We start from the raw sequence: 17,365 nt of genomic DNA on the forward strand, positions 1-17,365 counted from the left end.
ATAATATCTTTGCAGCAAATGCTAAAGGATTTCCATGCAAAACATTAAAAACATTATTTTCGATTACGGAAACGTAATATTTGATATCGATTTCAGAATTGCGCAAGCATCTTTTCAAAAGTTGGGCATTACCGACATCGAAAATTTCTTTGCCCATAAAGCTCATAACCGATTATTTGATGACTTTGAAACCGGGGCAATTTCTCCGGCCGAATTTAGAGCAGGAATTAGGAAAGCAGCTAATAAACCCGAATTAACCGACCAGCAGATTGATGATGCATGGAACAGTTTATTAATTGGTACCATACAGGAAAACCACGATTTATTGCTTCAGCTAAAAGAAAAATACCGTACATTTTTACTGAGCAACAACAACGAAATCCACTACGACTGGATCATTGATTACCTGAAAGCAACCTTCCAGATCAACAATTACGATGCTTATTTTGAGAAAGCTTATTTCTCTCAGCATATGAAACTGCGCAAACCCAACACCAATATCTTCGAACAGGTATTAAAAGACAATAATTTAGATCCTGCTGAAACTTTATTTATTGACGATAGTCCGCAACATATTGAAGGCGCAAAAAAAGTAGGATTAAATGCATTATTAATGACCGAAAAACCAGCGCAATTGGGTACCTTTTTAAAAGCGAACGGAATTTTGTAAATTAGTGTATGTCAGAAAAAAAGTTTAAGTCGCTTAAAGAGTTCTACCCTTTTTACTTGTCAGAACACACCAATACCACATCACGTATTTTACACTTTATTGGTACGGGATTGGTTTGTCTTGCTTTTTTCACAGGATTTTTGTTTCACAACTGGCATTTCTTTTTGGCAATTCCAATACTTGGATATGGTTTTGCGTGGGTTGGTCACTTTTTCTTCGAAAAAAACAAACCTGCAACTTTTCAATACCCCGGTTATAGTCTAATAAGCGATTTTATATTGTTCTACGATCTCTTGACCGGGAAACAGTCTTTTGTAGTGAAGAAATAATACTGCGTGATTAAAAACAACCACTCAACCTAAACTCGTTCCGATAGCTATCGGATGAAGCGGCATCTTTTTTGGCTGTCACCCTGAGGGGTAATTTATTTTATAAAAATCAATATAAATGACGTTTAAATTTCAAGTGGTATATATTCCCCTCTTTTAGAGGGGAGTCCTCAGGACGGGGTGTTTTATTAGTCCTAGCCGGACAGGCTTCTTTCTTTTTGATGTCAAAAAGAAACAAAAAACACCGTCTGAAAATTTATTCATTTGTTGTTTATAACTTTCAGCTGCATTCATGAGGGCTTCGCCGTTTTCTTTCGAAGCTAGTAGATTGGCTTGGGCAGTGCAGCCCGAAAAATTTGTTAGGCCGGATTTAAGTAGAACGGGGATATGGTGCTACGGCCTAGTTGGGTGGAAATACGAAATCGATATAAATTGTTCATATTTAATTGATTACAAAAATAACGTCATTGATAGCGAAGCCGAAGGGCAGCCAAAAAGATATAGCGCAAAGCGAGACTGCATGCCCCGAAGGACTACTGCATGCTCATTTTCAAAAAAATAATGGATTAATAAGACGCTGAAATAAATTCAGCATGACGCACAAAAAGAAAAAACAGTTGACAATTTTCAGTCGGCAGTATCAATCACCATCCAAAACTGAAAATTACCAACTGTTAACCGAAAAAGAACTACAGTTTCCTTCTTTTCAATTCTCTTTCAATCAAACCCAGCTCACGACCTGTTTGTCCGGCAACCGATGTATTTTCCTGTGCTCTTCTGAACAAATAAGGCATTACCGCTTTAATAGGTCCGTAAGGAACATATTTTGCTACATTATAATTCGAATCGGCAAGGTTAAAGCTCAAGTTATCACTCATCCCTAACAACTGGGCAAAATATACATGAGGGTGATTATGTGTAATATTTTTTTCCTCCAAAAGATAAGTCAATAAACGGCTGCTATCTTCATTGTGCGTTCCGGCAACGATGGCTATTTCTTCGATGTGATCTACACAATAACGTAAAGATTCGTTATAATCACGATCAGACGCTGCTTTATCTGGCTGAATTGGAGAAGGGTAACCCATTTCTGCAGCGCGTTTACGTTCTTTTTCCATATAAGCACCACGAACCATTTTCACACCCAAAATAAAGCCATCAGCTTTGGCAATTAAATGATCGGCTTTCATATCAGCCAGTTTATCATGGCGGTACATTTGGTAGGTATTGTAAACAATAATACGTTCGCGGTTAAATTTACGCATCATATCCAAAGCCAGTTCATCAATGGTATCCTGGATCCAGGTTTCTTCTGCGTCGATCATAATCGGCACACCTTTATCGAAAGCCGTTTTACAGATCATTTCGCAACGAAGTTTTACTTTATTGTATTCTGCCTGTTCTGTTTCCGTTAAAACTTCTTTGGCATCAAGCTTCTGCAATAAAGCAAAACGGCCAATACCCGTTATTTTGAAAACCGTGATCGGAATTTTGGTATCACCATCAGCACGAACAATTGTACGGATAATTTCTGCACAGGTTTCATCAAAAACCTGTTCTTCCTCTTCCCCCTCAACCGAATAATCTAAAATGGTACCTACACCGCCTTTATGTAATTGTTCAATGGCTTTATCGCATTCGGCAATGGTTTCGCCTCCACAAAATTGTTGAAATATAGTGGCTTTTATTGCACCTTGAATTGGCAAACCGATATTTAAAAAGAAATTGGTAATGGCTGGACCAACTTTGGTAAGGAAATTACTGCCAATCATTTTAAAAAGCCAATATGCTTTTTTTAGTTCGTTGTTAGACTTTTGACGGAAAGCAATTTCCGTATTATCGAAATTTGGTTGTTTGTTGGGGGATAAATCCATTTTTATTTATTAATAAGTCAGATTGGTGCAAAATTATAAAAAGCATTGGTTGTTAAAACTAAAAACCTCTAAATAATCGTATTTTTGCACAAAATGATACAATTCAAATTAGAGGGCGAATTTATTCCATTAATCCAGCTGTTAAAAGCAAGCGGATTAGTTGGGAGTGGCGGCGATGCCCAAACCGTGGTAGAAGATGGTTTAGTAAAAACTAACGGCGAGGTCGAATTTCGTAAACGTTATAAGGTTAGGGTTGGCGATATTATTACTTTTGGCGAAAACAAAATAGAAGTTATTTAATGGAACCACTAACAAGCGCAGGTCACACCTTATATTTCGAAAGTAATTTAAAAGCGCTAAAAACACTTTTGGAAAGCAACAAATACAGCAAAGTTTTTGTACTTGCAGATGAACATACCAGCGAAATCTGCTTACCGCTTTTTCAATCACTTTTAGATGATTACGCTGAATTTGATCTGATCGAAACTTCGGCAGGTGAAGAAAACAAAAACATCGATTTTTGTATCGGAATCTGGAAAACGCTTTTGGATTTTGAAGCAGACCGCAAAAGTTTAATGATCAATTTAGGCGGCGGTGTAATTACCGATATGGGCGGATTTATTGCCTCCACCTATAAAAGAGGAATCGATTTTATCAATGTACCTACTACCCTTTTATCGCAGGTTGATGCTTCAGTAGGTGGCAAAACAGGGATCGATATCGACAATGTAAAAAACATGGTAGGTACCTTTACCTTACCACAGATGGTTTTTATCGAAACTGCATTCTTAAAAACATTACCACAGCGCGAACTTTTATCGGGCTTTGCCGAAATGATCAAACATGGCTTGATTTATGATAAGCCATATTACGAAAAATTAAAAGAAAGCAATTACCTAATCCCTTCGGCACAAGATATTTACCGATCAGTAGAAATTAAAAACGAAGTGGTTACCATCGATCCACATGAAAAAAACCTGCGTAAGATTTTAAACTTTGGGCATACCATTGGACATGCTGTAGAGGGGTATTCTCTGGCGAATGACGAAAATCCGTTAACACATGGTGAAGCCATTGCCATCGGTTTTGTTTGTGAGGCCGCATTATCGATCAAAAACAGCACCTTAACTCAGGAGGAACTGAAGGATATTAGTGGATATATTTTATCCTTATACCCTAAATACCACATTAAAAAAGAAAGTTTCGATACACTTTTGGAACTGATGCAAAGTGATAAAAAGAATGAAGATGGAAACATTCTCTTTTCACTTTTAGAAACAACAGGTAAATGCACATTTAACTGCCGTGTAAGTACCGCCGATATTTTGAGCAGTTTAGATTATTACAATAGTTTATAAAATGAATTTTACCGGAAGTGATATTTCTGTAGTAGGCCTATTTGGTTTCGTAATCGTTTTAACCCTGGTTGAAATGTATTTCAGCTATGCGCACGACAGAAAATTATATACCAAACGCGATACGTGGACCAATATCTACCTGATGACGGCCGCTATTGTGATTAATTTAGCAACAAAAACAGGTACTTTTTTTCTGTTGCAATACTGTTATCAATTCCGTTTGTTCCAAATCCCTAATATTTGGCTTTATTGGTTTGTTTTGATTTTAGCGCAGGATTTTCTGTATTGGTTTTTACATACGGTTGGCCATTATGTACGCTTTTTCTGGGCGATGCATGTTACACATCACTCATCTGAACACTTTAACCTAACTACTGGTTTCCGTTCAACCGTTTTTGAACCACTATACCGTGTTTTCTTTTATCTGCCCTTAGCATTTATGGGTTTCACCGCTGTTGATATCCTTTTTGCTTACCTGGTAACCCAAATTTACGGTAACCTGGTGCACACACAATACGACATTAAACTTCCAAAATGGTACGGGTATATTTTCGTAACGCCATCACACCATCGGGTGCACCATGCCAGCAATGTACGTTACTTAGACAAAAACATGGGTATGGTTTTAATTCTTTGGGATAGATGGTTCGGCACTTTTCAAGAGGAATTACCAGAAGATGTAGTTAAATACGGTTTAACTACTCAACCAGAAGATACTGGTGCGGTTAACATTATTTTCCATGAGTTTATTGCATTGAGTGCTGACGTTAAAAAAGCACCAACTTTTACAGATAAAGTGAAATACATTTTTAACCCGCCGGGATGGAGCCATGATGGAAGCACCAAAATTGCTAAAATTATGCAACAGGAATTGCGCGAGGAGGAACAGAAAAGATATGAAACCTTACAACAGGATAAAGTAAAAGGGCTTAACGATAGAGGTGAATTAAGTTCTACAGGTTAAAAAATATTAATTTGTTTAATCTAAAGGTCTGTGTCTCCACAGACCTTTTTTTTGTTAACATTTCATATACTTTTTTAACCACAGATGCACACAGATAAACACTGATGAAGTTTTCATATTCGAGTATCGTCATTGCGAGAAGGCTTTTTCAGCCGACGAAGCAATCTTTAGCGCAAGGATCACTGGCATGAAAGATTGCTTCGTCGTTCCTCCTCGCAATGACGACTTTTCTTTTGGAATCTTCATGCCCAATCATTTTTTGGTGCCTCACCAAACAATATTTTTAATCAAGATATAATCCGCCCTTCAAAATAAAATTTATTTAAAATGAGAGATTAATAACCAAGTGCTACATAAACTACCTGACACAAAAACCATGTTACAACAATCTTTTCTACTAGCTTTATCTAACCGACTCAAACATTACATACTCACTTAAAAAACAGTCCAAATCAAACAAAATTAAATTTTATTAAAAATATTTTCAATTTCCTATTGACAAATAAAATTTTGTTACTACATTTGGCTCAACAAAAAAAGAAATGCAAACTACAAACACATATTACTTTGGTTACTTTTACTATTTTAGTGAGAGCCGGGGCTAATATGCAAAAAGATATATAACAATATTAAAATGTATAAAAAAGTCCCGGCAAACAGCCGGGACTTTTTTGTTTTAACGCAAAAATGGAAACGACAAAACGAGTAGCAATTCAGGGTATTAAAGCATCTTTCCACGAGGAGGCCGCCTACAAATTCTTTGGTAAAGACATTGAAACTGTTGAGTGTAATTCTTTTAAAGAAACCTGCGACAAGCTAGAGAAAAACGATGCCGACTTCGTAGTAATGGCGATCGAAAACTCTATTGCAGGCAGTTTATTGCCAAATTACACACTGATCAGAGATTTTGGCTTTTCGGTCGTAGGCGAGGTTTACCTGCCTATCCAATTGCACTTAATGGCGCTACCAGGCGTAAAGTTTGAAGACATTAAAGTGGTTACTTCTCACCCTATTGCCATCCGCCAGTGTATCGATTTCTTTTACGATTATCCACAAATTAAAATCGTGGAGAGCAACGATACTGCTGCTTGTGCAAAACGCATCCAGGAAGAGCAATTAACGGATACCATGGCCATTGCAAACAGTTTAGCTGCTGAGCTTTACGGCTTAAACATTTTAGAACGCCGGGTAGAATCGAACAAGAAAAACTATACCCGTTTTCTGATCCTTAAAAAAGACAAAACGGATGAAGGAAAAAAAATAAACAAAGCATCAATCTGTTTTCAGGTTGGGCACAAAGCAGGCTCGCTGGCCACAGTGTTAAACATTTTCGCCGAACAGGATGTAAGCTTAACAAAAATACAATCTATGCCGGTTTTAGGTAAGAGAAATGAGTATTACTTTTACGTCGATTTAGAATGGCCAAGTACAGAGAAATATGATAAGGCCATTAGAAAGGCATTAAAATATACATCGAACTTTAACATATTAGGAGAATATCAGAAGAACGATAAAGTATAAAGAGTCGGGACTACGAAGTCAGGAGTCCGAAGACAAAGGGAACATTCAAACTTGTAATAAAATAATTAAAATATAACTCCGGACTTCCGACTGCGGACTAAGGACTTAAACACCCCCATCATCATGAAACTTAATTTAAACATCCAACCCTTAAACACCTGGTTAAACGTAAACAACGAACCATTAATCATTTCTGGTCCTTGTAGCGCAGAAACTGAAGAACAATTATTAACTACAGCACATTTATTGGCTGCTACCGGTAAAGTATCGGTATTGAGAGCTGGTATCTGGAAACCACGTACCCGTCCGGGAGAATTTGAAGGTATCGGAAGTATCGGTTTAGAGTGGTTAAAACGTGCTAAAGCAGAAACTGGTTTACCAACAGCTGTAGAGGTTGCGAATGCAAAACACGTTGAAGAGGCTTTAGCAGCTGGTGTAGATATCCTTTGGATCGGTGCACGCTCTACTGTAAACCCTTTCACTGTTCAGGAAATTGCTGATGCTTTAAAAGGCCATGATGTTCCGGTATTGATCAAAAACCCGGTTAACCCAGATTTACAGTTATGGATCGGTGCAATTGAGCGTATCAATGGCGCAGGAATTACTAAAATCGGTGCTATTCACCGCGGTTTCTCATCATTCGAGAAAAGTTCTTTCCGTAACGAACCAATGTGGGAACTTGCTATCCAATTAAAAACACTTTGCCCTGAATTACCGATCATCAACGATCCAAGTCACATTTGCGGTAACCGTGAATTAATTCCTTACATCTCTCAAAAAGCATTAGATTTAGATATGCAAGGTTTAATGATCGAATCTCACGTAGATCCTTCAGTTGCCTGGACAGATGCTAAACAACAAGTTACACCAGCTGCTTTAGCTGAATTGGTAGATCGTTTAACTGTTCGTGAACCAGAGGTTGCAAACGAAGCTTCTGCTGATAAATTAGCTGAATTACGTAAATCAATCGATAAAATTGACGATATCTTATTGCAGAAACTAGGCGAACGTATGTCTATCGTAGCAAAAATCGGTGAATTTAAACGCGATAACCAGGTAACTATTTTACAGGTTAACCGCTGGGATGCCATCATCCAAAAAGGTCAGGCTTTTGCAAAAGCTTTAAAACTAGACCTAAACTTTACGGAGAAATTCTTAGAATTGGTGCATGGTGAATCAATCCGTAAACAAACTGAAATTATGAATGCCGGCAAAGCTGAACAAGGTATTGCTGCTGAACAGCATAATGAGGTTAAAGCGTAATAAGGTGGAGGGTTTAAAGGTTTAGGGTGGAGGGTAAAACCGAAACGCTTAATCAAGCTTAACGCTGAAAGAGTAAAGCTTAGTGCAACCTCTAATAGCGATGTCATCCTGAGCCTGTCGAAGGACTTATGATAGTTTTCGATAACTCAATATGACATTAAAAAACAAATGTAATGTGGTGTCAGGTGTTTCATCTGACACTTACATTTAAGAATAAAAACAGAATAAAATGTCGAAAAATGCCTTAGTTTCTTTTAAAGGAACCAAGAATATTAATACGGAAATCCAATTAACAGGCTCGAAAAGCGAATGCAACAGGGCTTTAATTATTAGCGCCTTAAGCAAGAAACTGGTTAAAGTTGAAAACCTTTCCAATGCTGCCGATACGGTAACCTTAAATGGCATCCTTAATAATCTTGAAGAAGAATTAGAAGTAGAAATCCAGGAATCAAAAACAGTTGATGTTGGCCCTGCCGGAACCGCTATGCGTTTCTTATCGGCTTATCTTTCGGCTAAAAACGGCAATTTCTTACTTACCGGAACCGAGCGGATGAAACAGCGCCCTATTGGTATCTTGGCAGAGGCTTTAAAAACCATCGGCGCTGATATTTCTTATGCAGAAGCTGAAGGTTTCCCGCCATTAAATATTGTTGGCCCCTTAAATCAAAAAACAGCTGAAGTTAAAATAAAAGGTGACATAAGCAGTCAATATATTTCTGCCTTGCTGATGATTGCCCCTATCCTACCTCAGGGTTTAACTTTAGAAATTGAAGGCGAGCTTACCTCTAAACCGTATGTAGATATGACTTTAGATATGCTGGCTGAAGTTGGCATTGCGCATTCTTGGAACGGAAATTCAATTTCCATCAAACCACAGGTATTTAAAGCTGGTACTTTGGTTGTTGAGCCCGACTGGAGCGCAGCATCGTATTGGTATAGTATTGCAGCATTAGCTGATGAAGCAGAAATTAGTTTACCCGCTTTAAAAGAAAAAAGTTTGCAGGGCGATAGCCAGATTAAAAATATCATGAAGGTTTTTGGTATCGCTACCAGTAAAACCAATAATGGAATAGCTATTAGCAACTTAGGCCTTTCTTTAGATACAAAAGAAGTTTTAGACTTAAAAACCTGTCCGGATTTAGCACAAACTATTGTAGTTATTGCAGCTGCACTAGGTAAAAACATGGTTTTTACTGGCCTAGAAACGTTAAAAATTAAAGAAACAGACCGTATTGCAGCGCTTCAGAACGAATTGGCTAAAATTGGTGTTACTTTCACAGAAGATAATCTGGTTTATACTTTAAACACAGACAACCTTCATTTTCCGGATAAAGTTACTTTCGCAACCTACGAGGACCACCGTATGGCGATGGCTTTTGCACCACTTGCTTTATTGATTAACGAAGTTGAAATTGAAGAAATGCAGGTAGTAGAAAAATCTTATCCGTATTATTGGGAAGATTTGAAAAAAGCAGGGTTTGATGTTAGTATCAAGTAGCGAGAAGAAAGTATCAAGAACCAAGTATCAAGAACCAAGTATCAAGTATCAAGAACCAAGTATCAAGATTGAGTGTTAAAATCCATTCAATAATTTAATCAATCTATAATTCAATCACTAAATAATGGCAGGCAACTCATTCGGACAACTATTTCGCATCACAACCTTTGGCGAATCTCATGGCGTAGCCATTGGGGTCATTATTGATGGCTGTCCGGCACAATTGGATATCGATATGGATTTTATCCAGTCAGAACTTGACAAACGTAAACCTGGTCAATCCAAAATCACCACGCAAAGAAAAGAAAGCGATACCGTTCAGATTTTATCGGGTGTATTTGAAGGAAAGAGTACAGGTACACCAATTGCACTTTTAATTCCGAACGAGGATCAACGATCAAAAGATTACGGTCATAATGTGGATGTTTACCGTCCCAGCCATGCCGATTATGTTTATGATGCAAAATATGGCATCCGCGATCACCGTGGCGGAGGTCGCTCTTCTGCCCGCGAAACTGCTGCCCGTGTAGCTGCCGGTGCTATTGCAAAGCTATTTTTAAAGCAACAGGGCATTGAAATTTTCGCACATGTAACTTCAGTAGGTACAATAGAAGCCCCTAATTTGGAAAGCAATGATTTATCAGCTTTATTACAAATTAGAGAAGAAAATATTGTGCGTTGCGCTGATCCTGCAACTGCACACGAAATGATTGAGTTTATTGATGCGGTTCGCAAAGATGGCGATACCGTTGGGGGAAAAATAGGTTGTGTAGTAAAAGGCTGTCCGGCAGGCCTAGGTGAGCCTGTTTTTGATAAATTACATGCCGATTTAGGTAAAGCGATGCTCAGTATTAATGCTGTTCATGGTTTCGAATATGGTTCTGGTTTTGCCGGAAGTGAATTAAGAGGATCGCAACACAACGATATTCCACAGCCAAAAGCAGCCGATTCAAAAGTTTTTAAAACGACAACCAATTATGCCGGCGGTATTTTGGGCGGCATTTCTAACGGGATGGATATTACCTTCAAGGTAGCTTTTAAACCTGTTGCTACCATTATGCATAATCAACAAACCATCAATGCTGCTGGCGAAGCCTCAGAGATTAAAGGTAAAGGCCGCCATGATCCTTGTGTGGTACCCAGAGCGGTAGTTATTGTTGAGGCCATGGCTGCATTGGTTTTAGCCGATCAGTTTTTAAGAAACAAAGCAAGTATTATTTAATTTTTTGTTAATGAGAATCATCACCTTCTTATTACTATTGATCAGCATAAATAGCTTTGCACAAAGTTATGCTGAACAGATTGCAAAACATCGTGAAACCTATAAACAGGATTTCATTAAAGACGAAAGGTCTCCACTTAAGAAAAACGACCTGCAAAACCTTCACTTTTATGAGGCAGACAGTACCTATAAAATTTTGGCTGATGTAGAAATCCTGAAAAATGAAAAAGTTTTCAAAATGCCTACTTTTAATGGCTCCAGTAGCGATTACTATAAATATGCACATGTAAACTTCGTTCTGAATGACAAAAAAATTCAAATGACTTTATATAGAAGTGTTGCTTTATCAACCAACCCGGTTTATAAAGATCACCTCTTTCTTCCTTTTACTGACGAGACCAACAATAAGGAAACTTACGGCGGTGGCAGGTACATCGATCTGGATGCAAAAGAAATTATAGCGAACCACATCGAAATCGATTTTAATAAAGCCTATAATCCTTATTGTGCCTATAGTGACGGCTACCGTTGCCCTGTGCCACCAGAAGAAAACGACCTGCCATTGGCCGTAAAAGCAGGCGAGAAATTATATACTGGAGAAAAGAAACACCAGAAATAAAAGTTAATGTTACGTTTATCCATAAAATGATACCTGGATTGTATTATAATCCACATTTTAACGTAAATTACAAACATTAAGTAATAATAAGTGTTCTCTAAATAAATTATATAACCTATCCCTAAATGACCTACAGCTGTTTAATTGTTGATGATAATGAAATTGAAAGAGATGCCATAGAAATGCATCTAAAAAAAATCCCGTCATTAAATATTATCGCAGTCTGTAGTAACGGTATAGAAGCTTCGCAAATTTTATCGAGCACTTCAGTAGATATTGTTTATTCTGATATTGATATGCCAGAGCTTTCTGGTATGGATTTATTAAAAAGCCTAAAAAAACAACCGCTATTTATCTTTATCACTTCATTTAGTGAGTACGCGGCAGAGAGCTTTAATCTGGATGCATTGGATTTTATTGTTAAGCCTGCAACCTTCGAACGCATATTAAAAGCCACCAACAAAGCGATTGAGTATATTGAATTAAGGAAACAGGTAAATAAACTTCCGGTCGAAAACCTAAACACCGACGATAAAAAAGACGACGATTATTTCTTTTTTAGAGAGACCAAAGGCATTACCAAGCTGAAATATAATGATGTGATTTATATTGAAAGTATGGGCGATTTTTCAAAGCTGTTTACCAGTATCGATAAACACGTTATTTTAGTAAGCTTAAAAAATCTAGAAAAACAACTGCCTTCAAAAATTTTCTCAAGGGTACATAAACAGTACATTATTAATGTCAACCACATTGTAACCTTAACCAATCATGAGGTTCATTTAGACCATAGCTTTCTGGTTCCGATAAGTGCTTCTAACAGGCAGGAATTACTGGAAAAATCAATTGACAAGAAAATCCTGTCGAGGTTTTTAAAATAAGTTATTTTTTCAGGATTATTTTAAAATAACTTCCTCCTGCAGGATTAATATCGGCACTAATTTTACCATCCATCAAGCTAATAAAGGTTCTGCAGAGCAATAAACCTAAACCCGTGCCTTTTTCTTTATTGGTGCCTAATGTGCTCACGCCCGCGCCTAAATAACCTGGCTTATTAAAATGCTCAATCTGTACAGGAGTTAAACCGATCCCTGTATCTGAAATTTTAATCTCCAGTACATTTCCGTTATGAGCGGCACTAGTGGTGATTGTACCACCATTTGGTGTAAATTTAATGGCATTACTGATGATATTTCGAATAACCAGCATGAACATATTCGAATCTGCTTTGCAAAATGTTTTGGCTGGCACTAAATTCTGAATAACTAAGCTTTTTTCGTTGGCATTATCCTGCAAAGAAAGAATAACTTCATTAATCAGCCCATGAATATCCAACGATTCTAAATATGGGTTAAAACCCTGCATCTGGCTGGCCGCCCAATTAAGGAGATTCTCCATCATTGTGGAAGTATAGGTGAGGTTGTTTTTTAGTGCCGCGGCATATCTGTTTAATTTATCTTGTTCAATATTCGACCCTTCTAACAACTGCATAAAGGAAATTAATGAATTTACAGGGGTACGCATATCGTGACTTACTACACTAAAGATACGGTCTTTAACCTTACTTAACTGCTCTAACTCCCGTTTTTGGGTATTGATAATTATATTCAGCCTTGTTGTTTTCCGTTGATTAAAAAATATAACAACAGCAATGATCAGAATCAGTGTAGCGGCTATGGTGAGGAATAATTTTACACGCTCATCAAATTTAATCTGTTGTACCTGTTTACTAATCTGCTTATCCTTTATCCCCGCGGCTAACTTTGCCTCAAATTTAGCATTAGCAAATTTACTATCCTGAGCCAAACGCTGAATATCGAGATCAGCTTTTGCCTTTTGAAAAGTTAAGAGATCCAATGCTTTTTCTTTATCACTCAACACTAATTGCTGCCTTTTTAGCTCAAGTTCTTGCTGTTGTCTTTTTAACTCGCCTTCTGTAAGTTTTTGCTTCAATAAATAGTTCCGTTCTTTAATGCCAAAATCGAGCTGCATCTGCCTTCGGGTAATTTCTTTTTCCTTTTCCTGGTCGAAAATCTTATCTCTAACGGCAATATATTGCCTGTAATAGGCTAACGATTTGTTATAGTCCTTTTGTTTTTCATATACCGTACTCAACCCTAAACTAGATTGTTTTTCTATATCTAATAACCTGTTTTCTTCTGCAATTTTTAAACTATTATTGAGTAATGGGATGGCATTTTCAAAATCATTTTCTTTTTGGTAAAAGTTCCCCAATGCGTATAAACTTGCGGCATAGGCTTCTTTATCTTCTCCCGACTTATTTAACTCAACAGATTTTTGATACGATTTTAATGCTGCATCCTTTTGTCCTATTGAACTGTATAAGCCGGCAAGATCTCGTTTAACAGTAGCTATTAAACCTATATCTCCAATGGCTTCCGATACCCGCAACGATTTATTGTAATACGCTAAGGCCAGTTTAATTTTCTGGTTAGGCAATACATTCATCTCAGTTAATTCGCGATCTGAAGCCTCAAAATAATTAGTCCCAATTAAGCCATAAACAACAGCTACACCTCTGCTATTTTCGCCTTCTTTAGCAAAAACCTTCAACGCCATGTTCAAATAAACCAATGCCTGGCTCTGGTTACCCAAACGCTGGTAAATAGCAGAAATATTAGTATAACAACTTGCCATATCGGTTTCGTTACCCATTTTTTCGTAGATAGCTATAGCCTTTTGGTTAACTTCTAATGATTTTACATAATCCGGAATGCTGCCATATAAAGCACCCAAATTGAGGTAAGTTCCGGCAACCATATCTAAATTACCCACTGAAGAAAATTCGGCAGCTGCATTTTGATAATTTTCTTCTGCCTTTTGATAATTAGACCTTCCGTGATACATTAAGCCTCTACGGTAATAAGCCATTGCAGAGAATTTTTTCAGATTTTTCTCATGTGAAAGCTGAATGGTTTTATCCACATACTCTTCCGCTTTATCTACATTTTTCATCCTCATGTATTGGCGGTAAACTTCCGTCAATATTTTGATTTTGGTTGAATCTGTTTTTAAATTCTTTTGATTTAAACTCAAAAGGCTATCCAGTTTTTGCTGTGGTGCACTCACCTGGCTAAAAACAGCCATGCATAAAAATGAGAAAAAGAGAAACAGCATGCCTTTCTTAGAAAAACACGCTTTACTAACGAACCGGGCATTTACAAGATAGCGCTTCATTTTCAGATCAAATCAATGATTTGTTTCTTCTAGACGATGAGCATAAAAAACCTTGAGAATGACACCGTTTCATGTCTGGGATGAGATAAAACATACTGAAATAACAAAATAGAGTTTGGTGCATAAAAGTAGTTAAAAAACTAATTAATATGTAACCATTTTTTTACCTTTTCATCAAGAATCCCACTTCATTTAGGCATAAACAAAATAAGAAACTGATTGTAAACCTTTTAAACTATTCAGGCAGTTAAATCTTATGCCCCAGCGGTTGCTTTATTAAAAAAATGCGGGGTACTTAGTTGGATTTGCATCGTGCATCATCTGATAAATGGTTTCAATAACATCATCAACCGATGGTTTACTGAAATAATCACCATCAGATCCAAATGGCGGACGGTGTGCTTTAGCCGATAATGTTTTCGGCTGACCATCTAAGTGGAAATAGCCTTTTTGTTCTTCGAGTACCTTTTGCAGGATATATGCAGATGCACCTCCAGGAACGTCCTCATCTACAACCAGTAATTTATTGGTTTTGGCAAGGGAGTTTACACAAACCTGGGTGGTATCGAAAGGTAATAAGGTTTGTGGATCTATAATTTCTACAGAAATGCCCAATAGGCTCAATTCTTCTGCGGCTTCCTGAACAATTCTTAACGAAGACCCGTAAGATACTACGGTTATATCCGTTCCTTCTTCTAAAACTTCTGCTTTGCCCAAAGGAACCGTAAAATCACCAACATTACTGGGTAATTTTTCTTTAAGTCGGTAACCATTTAAACACTCAATTACTACGGCAGGCTCATCGGCCCTAAAAAGGGTGTTGTACATGCCGGCAGCTTGAGTCATATTTCTTGGTACGCATAAATGCATTCCCCTTAAAGCACCTAAAATCATGCTGATTGGTGAACCTGAGTGCCAGATTCCTTCCAATCGATGACCACGGGTACGCACAATAACTGGTGCTTTTTGAATCCCTTTGGTTCGGTATGATAGTGATGCTAAATCGTCGCTAAGTACATTAAGTGCGAAAATTAAATAATCAAGATACTGTATTTCGGCAATCGGTTTTAAGCCCCTCATGGCCAAGCCAATACCTTGCCCCATAATGGTCATTTCTCTAATTCCGGTATCGGTAATCCTCAACTCACCATATTTGGCCTGTAAACCTGCAAAACCTTGATTTACATCGCCAATATTCCCTAAATCTTCTCCGAAAGCCACTAAACGTGGATCGCGGGCAAAATTTTCGTTAAAACAGGCATTAAGCACTTCCCTACCGTCGACCATTTTCGATTGTTCATCATATGCCGCGGTAACCACTGCAATCATATCCGGACTTTCTTTGCCATCAGTATGCAGTTTAGAATTATAACGGTCGTGATTAAACTTGGCCTGCTGTTTATACCAGGTTAACAGTTCATTGCGTTCCGGAGAATTAAAACCAGCTGATAAACGGATTGCCTTCCTTACAGCAGTAAATACCTCCCTGCGTTGTGCATCGGCAGTTGAGGCCAGATTTGCAGCAATTTTAGCCAGTTCAGGTTGATGTTTAGCTACGCCTCCAATTAGATCAACCACTTGTTTTTGTTCGGGTTTAATGCTATCCAAAAACTCATTCCAAGCCTCTTTTTGTGCATTACGGACAAAAACTTTTGCGTCTTTTTCAACCGCTGCAATTTCCTCTTCGGTTGCTACTGCAGAATCGAGCATCCAGGCACGCATTTTCAGGATGCAATCGTGTTCGGTTTCCCAAGCTAAACGATCTTTTGATTTATACCTTTCGTGCGAACCAGAGGTAGAGTGCCCCTGAGGCTGAGTAAGTTCGGTAACGTGAATTAAAACAGGTACATGTTCATCTCTACAAACATTTATTGCTTTTTCATACACCTCGCATAAAGCAGGATAGTCCCAGCCTTTTACTTTATAAATTTCATATCCCGGTTGATCAGGCTCACGCTGAAAGCCTTTTAAAACTTCAGAAATATCTTCTTTTGTAGTTTGATATTTTGCCGGAACTGAAATGCCATAAGCATCATCCCAAATCGAGATGGCCATGGGTATCTGTAAAACACCTGCAGCATTAATGGCTTCAAAAAACACCCCTTCAGAAGTTGATGCATTACCAATGGTGCCAAAAGCAACTTCATTTCCGTTAACCGAAAAGTGCTTTAAGTAATCCAGTTCCTTATTTTGCCTAAATAATTTAGAAGCATAGGCTAAGCCAACCAAACGGGCCATTTGACCGCCGGTTGGAGAAATATCTGATGAACAGTTTTTAATCTGCGTTAAATCGTTCCAGCTTCCATCTTCATTAACTGATTTTGTTGCAAAATGGCAGTTCATTTGCCTTCCGCCTGAAAACGGATCAGCTCCATCGGTGGGATTGGCATAAAGCTGTGCAAAAAATTCTTTAATGGTAGAAATCCCTGTTGCAAAGGCAAAAGTTTGATCGCGGTAATAGCCCGAGCGCCAATCGCCGTTTTTAAAAGCTTTCGCCATAGCTACCTGAGGCACCTCTTTCCCATCGCCAAAAATACCAAATTTAGCCTTCCCTGTTAATACTTCTCTACGGCCTAAAACACTGGCCTGCCTACTTTCAAAGGCTATTTTATAGTCGTTTATAACGATAGATTTAAAATCGTTAAAACTGAGTTCAGAAGCATCAATAGTGTTGGTCATCAATTTTTCATTCGGCATAGTAATCAAAGATTGGTTGCGGCAAATATATACAAAATTAAAAGTTTGCCTTTATCCTCCATTGTAAAATTATATATGGATTTGTAAAATATATTTGGAATAGTTTTTGTTTTAATATGAAAACATTAAATTTGTTTTAGAATTTAAAAAAT

General features: G+C 37.7%; 14 protein-coding genes. 11 read left to right on the top strand and 3 right to left on the bottom strand.

Annotated elements, in window-relative coordinates; all coding sequences use genetic code 11:
- The first annotated feature begins 34 nt into the window (after positions 1–34).
- Both AC1RJ8_RS06125 and AC1RJ8_RS06130 read left to right on the top strand, forming a co-directional pair.
- Positions 35–670 (top strand): HAD family hydrolase, encoded by a 636-nt coding sequence (locus AC1RJ8_RS06125; protein ID WP_492953152.1) that lies wholly within the window; start codon positions 35–37, stop codon positions 668–670.
- Positions 671–678: 8 nt separating this feature from the next.
- A complete protein-coding gene (locus AC1RJ8_RS06130) occupies positions 679–999 on the top strand; it encodes an Mpo1-like protein (RefSeq protein WP_492953151.1) in 321 nt (106 codons plus the stop codon).
- A 689-nt stretch (positions 1,000–1,688) separates the two neighbouring features.
- Here AC1RJ8_RS06130 and AC1RJ8_RS06135 read toward each other — a convergent pair.
- Complete coding sequence (locus AC1RJ8_RS06135; protein ID WP_492953150.1) at positions 1,689–2,873, bottom strand: proline dehydrogenase family protein; 1,185 nt, start codon at positions 2,871–2,873, stop codon at positions 1,689–1,691.
- Positions 2,874–2,966: 93 nt separating this feature from the next.
- Between AC1RJ8_RS06135 and AC1RJ8_RS06140 the strand changes: the two genes are divergently transcribed.
- From AC1RJ8_RS06140 to AC1RJ8_RS06180, 9 genes are all read left to right on the top strand, one after another.
- Positions 2,967–3,173, top strand: coding sequence for an RNA-binding S4 domain-containing protein (locus tag AC1RJ8_RS06140; RefSeq protein WP_029275915.1), 207 nt, complete (start codon positions 2,967–2,969; stop codon positions 3,171–3,173).
- Positions 3,173–4,231 (top strand): 3-dehydroquinate synthase, encoded by a 1,059-nt coding sequence (gene aroB, locus AC1RJ8_RS06145; RefSeq protein WP_492953149.1) that lies wholly within the window; start codon positions 3,173–3,175, stop codon positions 4,229–4,231. The genes AC1RJ8_RS06140 and aroB overlap by 1 nt, the downstream gene beginning before the upstream one ends.
- 1 nt (position 4,232) lies before the next feature.
- A complete protein-coding gene (locus AC1RJ8_RS06150; protein WP_492953148.1) occupies positions 4,233–5,195 on the top strand; it encodes a sterol desaturase family protein in 963 nt (320 codons plus the stop codon).
- Positions 5,196–5,882: 687 nt separating this feature from the next.
- The gene (locus tag AC1RJ8_RS06155; RefSeq protein ID WP_492953147.1) at positions 5,883–6,716 is read left to right on the top strand and encodes a prephenate dehydratase; all 834 of its coding nucleotides are present in this window, start codon (positions 5,883–5,885) and stop codon (positions 6,714–6,716) included.
- Between the two features lie 123 nt (positions 6,717–6,839).
- Positions 6,840–7,979 carry a chorismate mutase gene (locus tag AC1RJ8_RS06160; RefSeq protein ID WP_108201600.1) on the top strand — a complete coding sequence of 380 codons (1,140 nt, stop codon included), beginning with the start codon at positions 6,840–6,842 and terminating at the stop codon, positions 7,977–7,979.
- A 229-nt stretch (positions 7,980–8,208) separates the two neighbouring features.
- Positions 8,209–9,477 carry a 3-phosphoshikimate 1-carboxyvinyltransferase gene (aroA, locus tag AC1RJ8_RS06165; protein WP_492953146.1) on the top strand — a complete coding sequence of 423 codons (1,269 nt, stop codon included), beginning with the start codon at positions 8,209–8,211 and terminating at the stop codon, positions 9,475–9,477.
- A gap of 124 nt (positions 9,478–9,601) precedes the next feature.
- Entirely contained in the window at positions 9,602–10,699 is a 1,098-nt protein-coding gene (gene aroC / locus AC1RJ8_RS06170; RefSeq protein WP_029275921.1) for a chorismate synthase, read from the top strand.
- A 10-nt stretch (positions 10,700–10,709) separates the two neighbouring features.
- The gene (locus AC1RJ8_RS06175) at positions 10,710–11,318 is read left to right on the top strand and encodes a DUF1684 domain-containing protein (RefSeq protein WP_492953145.1); all 609 of its coding nucleotides are present in this window, start codon (positions 10,710–10,712) and stop codon (positions 11,316–11,318) included.
- A 125-nt stretch (positions 11,319–11,443) separates the two neighbouring features.
- Entirely contained in the window at positions 11,444–12,199 is a 756-nt protein-coding gene (locus AC1RJ8_RS06180; protein ID WP_492953144.1) for a LytR/AlgR family response regulator transcription factor, read from the top strand.
- Between the two features lies 1 nt (position 12,200).
- Here AC1RJ8_RS06180 and AC1RJ8_RS06185 read toward each other — a convergent pair whose 3' ends face one another.
- Positions 12,201–14,426, bottom strand: coding sequence for a tetratricopeptide repeat-containing sensor histidine kinase (locus AC1RJ8_RS06185; protein ID WP_493008034.1), 2,226 nt, complete (start codon positions 14,424–14,426; stop codon positions 12,201–12,203).
- A gap of 366 nt (positions 14,427–14,792) precedes the next feature.
- On the bottom strand, positions 14,793–17,213 hold the full coding sequence (locus AC1RJ8_RS06190) for an alpha-ketoacid dehydrogenase subunit alpha/beta (protein WP_492953142.1): 2,421 nt from the start codon (positions 17,211–17,213) through the stop codon (positions 14,793–14,795).
- Positions 17,214–17,365 lie beyond the last annotated feature (152 nt).

Source organism: Pedobacter sp. GW822-FHT03F06 (assembly GCF_058801365.1).

What these genes read in the sequence shown, in the direction of transcription:
- AC1RJ8_RS06175 (WP_492953145.1), top strand. Translation starts at nt 10,710, where the DNA reads ATGAGAATCATCACCTTCTTATTACTATTGATCAGCATAAATAGCTTT.
- AC1RJ8_RS06130 (WP_492953151.1), top strand. Translation starts at nt 679, where the DNA reads ATGTCAGAAAAAAAGTTTAAGTCGCTTAAAGAGTTCTACCCTTTTTAC.
- AC1RJ8_RS06150 (WP_492953148.1), top strand. Translation starts at nt 4,233, where the DNA reads ATGAATTTTACCGGAAGTGATATTTCTGTAGTAGGCCTATTTGGTTTC.
- AC1RJ8_RS06125 (WP_492953152.1), top strand. Translation starts at nt 35, where the DNA reads ATGCAAAACATTAAAAACATTATTTTCGATTACGGAAACGTAATATTT.
- aroB (WP_492953149.1), top strand. Translation starts at nt 3,173, where the DNA reads ATGGAACCACTAACAAGCGCAGGTCACACCTTATATTTCGAAAGTAAT.
- AC1RJ8_RS06190 (WP_492953142.1), bottom strand. Translation starts at nt 17,213, where the DNA reads ATGCCGAATGAAAAATTGATGACCAACACTATTGATGCTTCTGAACTC.
- aroC (WP_029275921.1), top strand. Translation starts at nt 9,602, where the DNA reads ATGGCAGGCAACTCATTCGGACAACTATTTCGCATCACAACCTTTGGC.
- AC1RJ8_RS06185 (WP_493008034.1), bottom strand. Translation starts at nt 14,426, where the DNA reads ATGGCTGTTTTTAGCCAGGTGAGTGCACCACAGCAAAAACTGGATAGC.
- aroA (WP_492953146.1), top strand. Translation starts at nt 8,209, where the DNA reads ATGTCGAAAAATGCCTTAGTTTCTTTTAAAGGAACCAAGAATATTAAT.
- AC1RJ8_RS06155 (WP_492953147.1), top strand. Translation starts at nt 5,883, where the DNA reads ATGGAAACGACAAAACGAGTAGCAATTCAGGGTATTAAAGCATCTTTC.
- AC1RJ8_RS06160 (WP_108201600.1), top strand. Translation starts at nt 6,840, where the DNA reads ATGAAACTTAATTTAAACATCCAACCCTTAAACACCTGGTTAAACGTA.
- AC1RJ8_RS06180 (WP_492953144.1), top strand. Translation starts at nt 11,444, where the DNA reads ATGACCTACAGCTGTTTAATTGTTGATGATAATGAAATTGAAAGAGAT.
- AC1RJ8_RS06140 (WP_029275915.1), top strand. Translation starts at nt 2,967, where the DNA reads ATGATACAATTCAAATTAGAGGGCGAATTTATTCCATTAATCCAGCTG.
- AC1RJ8_RS06135 (WP_492953150.1), bottom strand. Translation starts at nt 2,873, where the DNA reads ATGGATTTATCCCCCAACAAACAACCAAATTTCGATAATACGGAAATT.